This window comes from Methylobacterium sp. WL6 (assembly GCF_008040095.1).
Taxonomy (GTDB): domain Bacteria; phylum Pseudomonadota; class Alphaproteobacteria; order Rhizobiales; family Beijerinckiaceae; genus Methylobacterium.
In genome coordinates this window covers 1-6069 of the sequence record NZ_VRVH01000271.1, presented here as the reverse complement: position 1 = coordinate 6069, position 6069 = coordinate 1, and the positions used below count along the sequence as shown (strand labels likewise).

6 protein-coding genes are annotated in these 6069 nt (G+C 72.2%); 3 read left to right on the top strand and 3 right to left on the bottom strand.

All coding sequences use genetic code 11. The annotated features are described in order from the left end of the window. On the bottom strand, positions 1 to 920 hold a 920-nt coding region (locus tag FV230_RS23150), incomplete at its 3' end, for an FAD-binding protein (protein WP_147844071.1). A 102-nt stretch (positions 921 to 1022) separates the two neighbouring features. Next, positions 1023 to 2465: a polysaccharide biosynthesis C-terminal domain-containing protein gene (locus FV230_RS23145; protein ID WP_147844070.1), complete on the bottom strand. Its 1443-nt coding sequence runs from the start codon at positions 2463 to 2465 to the stop codon at positions 1023 to 1025. 188 nt (positions 2466 to 2653) lie between these two features. Here FV230_RS23145 and FV230_RS23140 point away from each other — a divergent pair, with 188 nt between their 5' ends. Then, complete coding sequence (locus tag FV230_RS23140) at positions 2654 to 2890, top strand: hypothetical protein (protein WP_147728402.1); 237 nt, start codon at positions 2654 to 2656, stop codon at positions 2888 to 2890. 10 nt (positions 2891 to 2900) lie between these two features. On the opposite strand, the gene FV230_RS30970 is transcribed toward FV230_RS23140, so the two are convergent. Continuing rightward, complete coding sequence (locus tag FV230_RS30970) at positions 2901 to 3434, bottom strand: GNAT family N-acetyltransferase (protein ID WP_246694962.1); 534 nt, start codon at positions 3432 to 3434, stop codon at positions 2901 to 2903. Between the two features lie 763 nt (positions 3435 to 4197). On the opposite strand from FV230_RS30970, the gene FV230_RS23130 reads away from it, so the two are divergent. Together FV230_RS23130 and FV230_RS23125 are read left to right on the top strand one after the other, a co-directional pair. Then, positions 4198 to 5364, top strand: a complete 1167-nt coding sequence (locus FV230_RS23130) for a type III PLP-dependent enzyme (RefSeq protein WP_147844068.1) — start codon at positions 4198 to 4200, stop codon at positions 5362 to 5364. 141 nt (positions 5365 to 5505) lie between these two features. Further along, positions 5506 to 6057, top strand: coding sequence for an N-acetyltransferase (locus FV230_RS23125; protein WP_147844067.1), 552 nt, complete (start codon positions 5506 to 5508; stop codon positions 6055 to 6057). The last annotated feature ends 12 nt before the right edge of the window (positions 6058 to 6069 follow it).

Below are 6069 nucleotides of genomic sequence, written 5' to 3'. Positions count from 1 at the left end.
ATGGCGTCGCGTCCGATCGCGGCGGCGAGCGCCGGCCCGCACGTCGGCGCGGTCGAGAGACGCCACACGGCGTCCGCCGAGCCGGCGAACGGCGTCGCGTCGCGGATCGCCGTCCACAAGGCGGCGCCGGGCTCGCCATCGAGGATTTCGGCGGCGCCGAAGCGCTTCAGGAGCTTGCGCAGCTCGCCGATGCGGTAGTCGAGGGAGTCGGAGAAGCCTTCGAGGCGCATCAGCGTGCGGGGGTCCTCGCCGTCGATCCCCGCGGGGAGGTGCGCCGCGCCGGTGAGCTCGAACGGCGAGCCCAGCGCGGCGGCGAGCGCGGCGACGGCGCGGGCGTCGTCGAGCCCCGAGAAGACCAGGGTCGCGATGCGTTCCTGCACCGGCAGCACCTTGAAGGTGACCTCGGTCAGCAGCCCGAGGGTGCCCCAGGAGCCGGCCATCAGCTTCACGAGGTCGAGGCCGGTGACGTTCTTCATCACCCGGCCGCCGGACTTGATCGGCTGCCCGCGGCCGTTGACGAAGCGCACGCCGATCAGGCTGTCGCGGGCGGCCCCGGCGTTGATGCGGCGCGGCCCGGAATTGTTGGCCGCCGCGACCGCGCCGAAGCTCGGCGCGCCGGCGCTGCCCATCAGGGCCCGGGCGTCCATCGGCTCGAACGGCAGCATCTGGCCGCGCGCGGCGAGCAGCGCCTGGACCTCCGAGAGCGGCGTGCCGGCGCGCGCCGCGATCACCATCTCGGCCGGCTCGTACAGGGTGATCCCGGAGAGCGCCCGCGCCGACAGGGTCGCCTCGTCCTGCGCTGGCCGGCCGATCCCGGCCATGGTGTCACCGCCCACGAGGCGCAGGCGCTCGGACCGGCCGGCGGCCGCACCGACGATCTCGGCCGCCTCGCCCTCGTCGCGGGGCTCGTAGAATGGCATCGTTTCCTGCCCGGTCGCGTGTTTTCGGCGGATGCCTTCTGCGCGGCATCCTTGTGGCCGCGATCATGCGGGATCGCGGCCGCCTTGCAAAGTGGAACCGCTCTACTCTGCGGCCAGGGGATGGGCGGAACGGACGCGCCCCGCGACCTGGCTGCGCAGGCCGGCGATGTCGAAGATCCACACCAGGGCCGCGTAGAGGCCGGCGCCGAGCGGCACGGCGAGGCCGAGCGCGAGCGGCGGATCGAGATGGCGCAACGGCGTGAGCGCCAGGGCCATGGCGCCGCAGGCGGCGCTCGCCGACAGGATCTCGCTCCAGGGCAGCACGAGCCGGTCGCGTCCGGTCAGGGCCCGCACGGCCAGCCAGGCGAAGGCCGCGCCGAGCGCCAGCGTCTGGGCCAGCGCCACGCCGGCGCCGCCGAGCAGCGGCGGCAGGACGAGCAGGCCGAGCCCGTTGACGGCGAGCCCGGCCGCCGCGGCCGCGATCACCGGCAGGGTGCGGCGACGGATCTGGAACACCGGGTTGATCGCGAAGAACATCATCGCGAGGCAGAACAGGCCCGGGATCAGCAGCAGCGCGTAGAGGGCGAACGGCCCGCGATAGGCCTCCGGCACCACGAGCGCCTCGAGCGCTGGCAGCACCGCCCAGAACCCGACGGCGCAGGGCAGCAGCAGCGCGAAGACCGTGGCGGCGTTGGCGGCGACCTGACGTTCAGCCGCCGCACGTCCGTGCAGCTCCTCGACGCGGACCGCGAGCTGGAACAGCAGCAGGTCGAGCGCCGTGCCGAGCATGGTCAGGCTGCGTGCGGTCACGTCGGCGGCGAGGGCGAAGTAGCCGGCCTCGGCGAATCCCGCCTGCGCCGCGATGGTGCCGCGGTTGAGGAACGGCAGGAGCTGGTAGACGGCGTTGGCCGCGATCAGCGGCAGTCCGTAGCGCAGGAACAGCGTCCAGGTCTCGCGCCGGCGATGATGCTCCACCGTCGTCACCGGGTCGCGCAGCGGGTGGCGCAGGATCAGCACCGCGAGGAGCTGGCTCAGCCCGGCGGCGGCCAGCACCCAGGCCGGCTGGCGCAGATACCAGGCGGCCGCCGCCATCATCGCGAAGGCCAGCACGTTCTTCACCGCGACGAGGCCGAAGTAGAGCTTACCGTCGAAGCGGGCGCGGGCGAGCGCGGCGTGGTAGTCGAACACGCCGATGCCGAGCGCCGCCAGCATCGCGCCGGACAGGATCGCGGCGTGGCCGTCGGGGCCGTCGCCGAGACCGAGGCCGCCGGCGATGGCCGCGGCGGACAACAGCAGCGCCGCGAGGATGGCGTAGGCCCGGTCGAGGCCGTGGCGGATCCACGGCTCGTCGAGGCGCACGCGCACGGAATAGAACCGCGTCGCCGACAGGCGCAGCCATTCGAACAGCACGGTAGTGATCACCAGGGTGCCCGCGGTGGCCAGTGCGAACCGTCCGAAGTCGGCCGGCCCGAGCAGCTTGGCGATGAACAGGCCGAGGACGAAGTTCAGCCCGGCATTCAGGACGAAAGCGGCGATCACGGCCATGGACGAGCCTTCGGGGACGAACGAGCCTTCGGGGACGAACCGGCACGAGCGAGCGCGGCCTGCGGCCTCGATCTAGCGCCGCGCCGGTAAGATTCCCTGAATCCGGCACGACGAGGGCGCGCCGGAACGGTTTGGCGCCGAAGGCCGTTTCCGCGTCCGGTCCAAACCTTCCCCGGAGTCCCCGTCAGATGCGCATCCTCGTTCCCGCCGCCGCAATCCTCGCCCTCGCGGGCGTTCAGGCCGCCACCGCCCAGACCACCGTGATCGAGCGCGGCGCGCCGGACACCGTCGTCGTCGACCGGCCGGCGACCGAGAGCAAGACGGTCGAGACCCGCGAGAGCAGCGACGGCTGCTCCACGAAGACGGTCACGTCGACCAACGACGAGGGCGACCGCAAGACGGTGCGCAAGGAGCGCTGCGACTGATCTTTCGGCCTCAGCCGCTCCGGCGCTGCCGGGGCGGCACCTGCGCCGTGCCCGGCGCGTCGTCGACGAGCGGGCGCTCGTAGCGCCACGCCTCCATCCCATCCTCGTAATAATCCTCGCGCACGTCGAAGCGGGTGTAGCCGCGCCGCTCGTACAGGCGCAGGCCGGCGCCGTTGTCGGCGCGGACCTCGAGGCGCAGGCGGGTGCAGCCGTGGCGGCGGGCCTCGTCCTCCACCGCCTGCATCAGCCGCCCGCCGAGGCCGAGACCCGAACGGGACGACGACACCGCGATCGACGAGAGCCGCGCGTTGCGGCTGTTGCGGCGGAGCTCGAGCGTCGCCGCGCCGATGAGGACGTTGGTCCCGTCCTCCTCCTCCAGCAAGGCGACCAGCACGCTCATCGAGGGCGAGCGGATCGCGTGGCGGATCGCACGCCGCTCGGCGCGGTCGGTCGAGAAGGTCGCGTTCTCCAGGGCGACCAGGGCATCGAGATCGTCGAGGCGCGCGAGGCGGATCTTCAGCTCGCCGTCGGCTTGCGGGCTCACGCGGTCCCCCGGGGCCGAATCGTCCGCCGTCTCACCCCGACCATGATGACCGCCGCTCACCGCCCGCCGCACGCGCAGCACGACGCCCGGATGCCGCGGACCGGCAGGGCGTCGCCACCGTCGACCGACGTCAGATGCCCCCTCTTCGCGCGCTTGGGAAGCCCGGCCACGGCCGAGCGCTGCGTTTTGGCAACAGCTGCCCGCTCTGCACAGGGAATCCCACCGCGTGGCGGCAATTTCTCCTTGTGATGGCGCGGCGGCGTCCGTATATCCGCCCTGCCCAATTTCGCACGTGCCTGTGGCCGCGTGTCGGTTGGTGGGCATCCGGCCAACTGCCGGACAGCCGCCAGGGGTCTTAAAGGATCGATGGTCGACAGGGTGGATCCCCTCCGGCCGGCATCCAGGTGGCGACACCGGACCCCGACAACAACCGGCAGCCGGAGGCGAAACCGGCGAACCCCGCTCTCCACGGGGGACGCAGCTTAAAGCAACGACGAACGGGCTTTTTTGGTCTCGTCGGCCCTCCAAAGGCCGGCACCGAAGAGGCTTGTTTCTCCTTGCCCGGCGTGCGGATGGGAAAACCCCGTCCAATCCACGGCAGCCTCCGGGTGCTCTTCGCGCCCGCACGGATCGTCGCGTCTCCACAGCGCGCGGGTCCGCGCGACGCATCGGCCCCAGACGCCGGCGGTCCGCCTGGACCGTCACATCTTCGACGGCGCGCTCCCCCGTGGGCGGCCCCGCGAACCTGTGGGTTGGAATCGACATGACCGATCGCATCCGCGACTTCCTGCGCGTCCGCCGCGACCTCGGCCGCGACGAGGGCCCCGTGATGGTGCTCGACCTCGACGTGGTCCGGGACAACTACACCGCGTTCGCCCGCGCGCTGCCCGACACCCGCGTGTTCTACGCGGTGAAGGCCAATCCGGCCCCCGAGGTGCTGCGCCTCTTGGCCGACATGGGCTCGTGCTTCGACACCGCGTCGGTCGCCGAGATCGAGATGGCGCTCGCGTCCGGCGCCACCGCCGAGCGGATCTCCTTCGGCAACACCATCAAGAAGGAGCGCTGCATCGGCCGCGCGCTCCGTCTCGGCATCCGCTTGTTCGCGGTCGATTGCGAGGCCGAGGTCGAGAAGATCGTCCGCGCCGCCGCCGCCGCCGGGATCGAGGCCGGGGCGGTGCAGGTGTTCTGTCGCATCCTGTGCGACGGAGCCGGCGCCGACTGGCCGCTGTCGCGCAAGTTCGGCTGCGAGCCGGAGATGGCGGTCGACGTGCTGGATCACGCCCATCGCCAGGGCCTCTCGGCCTACGGCGTCTCGTTCCACGTCGGCTCGCAGCAGGGCAACACCGAGGCCTGGGACGGAGCGCTCGCCTCCGCCTCGACCATCTTCCGCGAGTGCGCGCTCCGCGGCATCGGCCTGTCGATGGTCAACCTCGGCGGCGGCTTCCCCACGAAGTACCTCAAGCAGGTGCCGGGCGTGGAATCCTACGGCGACGCGATCTTCCGCGCGCTCACCAAGCACTTCGGCAACCAGCTGCCCGAGACGATCATCGAGCCGGGCCGCGGCATGGTCGGCAACGCCGGCCTGATCGAGGCCGAGGTCGTGCTGATCTCGAAGAAGTCGGCCGCGGAGGACGAGGTGCGCTGGGTCTACCTCGACATCGGCAAGTTCGGGGGGCTGGCCGAGACCATGGACGAGTCGATCCGCTATCCCGTCCGCACTGCGCATGACGGCGACCGGATGGCGCCGTGCGTGCTGGCCGGCCCAACCTGCGACTCGATGGACGTGCTCTACGAGCGCGATCACTACCCGCTGCCGGTCTCCCTCTCCATCGGCGACAAGGTGCTGATCGAGGGCACCGGCGCCTACACCACGACCTACGCCGCGGTCGCCTTCAACGGTTTCCCGCCGCTGCAACAGATCGTGATCTGACCCGATCCGCACCTTCGGCGGCCGCGGGTCGTTACGGCATCTGAACCCAGACCGCGCATCCCGATCGGCCGGCTCTCATCCGGTCGCCGGCAGGGATGCGCGGATCCTCGAGCGTCACGCCATGACGGGGCGATTACGGTCATGATCCAGATCCGGGCGGAGCATCATCTCGACGTCGCGGCGCGCGAGCGCCTGCTCGACGCCTGCTTCGGGGCGAACCGCAGCGCGAAGACTTCGGAGCGCCTGCGGGAAGGCCGCCTGCCCGCCCGCGGCCTCGCCTTCTCGGCGACCCGCCACGGGCGCCTGATCGGGACGCTGCGGCTCTGGACCGTCGAGGCCGGCGCCCGGCCGGCCCTGCTTCTCGGGCCGCTCGCCGTCGACCCGGCGCTGCAGCGACAGGGCCTCGGCCGGGTCATGATGCATGCCGCCCTCGGACGCGCCGAATCCCTCGGGCACGGCGCCGTGCTGCTCGTGGGCGACGCGCCCTACTACGACCGCTTCGGCTTCTCGGGGGCGCTGGCGGCCGACCTCACGCTGCCCGGCCCGTTCGCGCGCGAACGCTTCCTCGGCCTCGAGTTGCGGGCGGGCGCGCTCACCGGCGCCGAAGGAGTGGTGCGGGCGACGGGCGTCCTCGATGCCCCGGCGGATCTCGGCACGGCGGGCGCGGCGAACGGCCGACGACACGCCGCCTGAGCGCGACCGGGC

Coding starts and splice junctions, on each gene's coding strand:
- FV230_RS23145 (WP_147844070.1), bottom strand. CDS start 2,465: ATGGCCGTGATCGCCGCTTTCGTCCTGAATGCCGGGCTGAACTTCGTC.
- FV230_RS23140 (WP_147728402.1), top strand. CDS start 2,654: ATGCGCATCCTCGTTCCCGCCGCCGCAATCCTCGCCCTCGCGGGCGTT.
- FV230_RS23130 (WP_147844068.1), top strand. CDS start 4,198: ATGACCGATCGCATCCGCGACTTCCTGCGCGTCCGCCGCGACCTCGGC.
- FV230_RS23125 (WP_147844067.1), top strand. CDS start 5,506: ATGATCCAGATCCGGGCGGAGCATCATCTCGACGTCGCGGCGCGCGAG.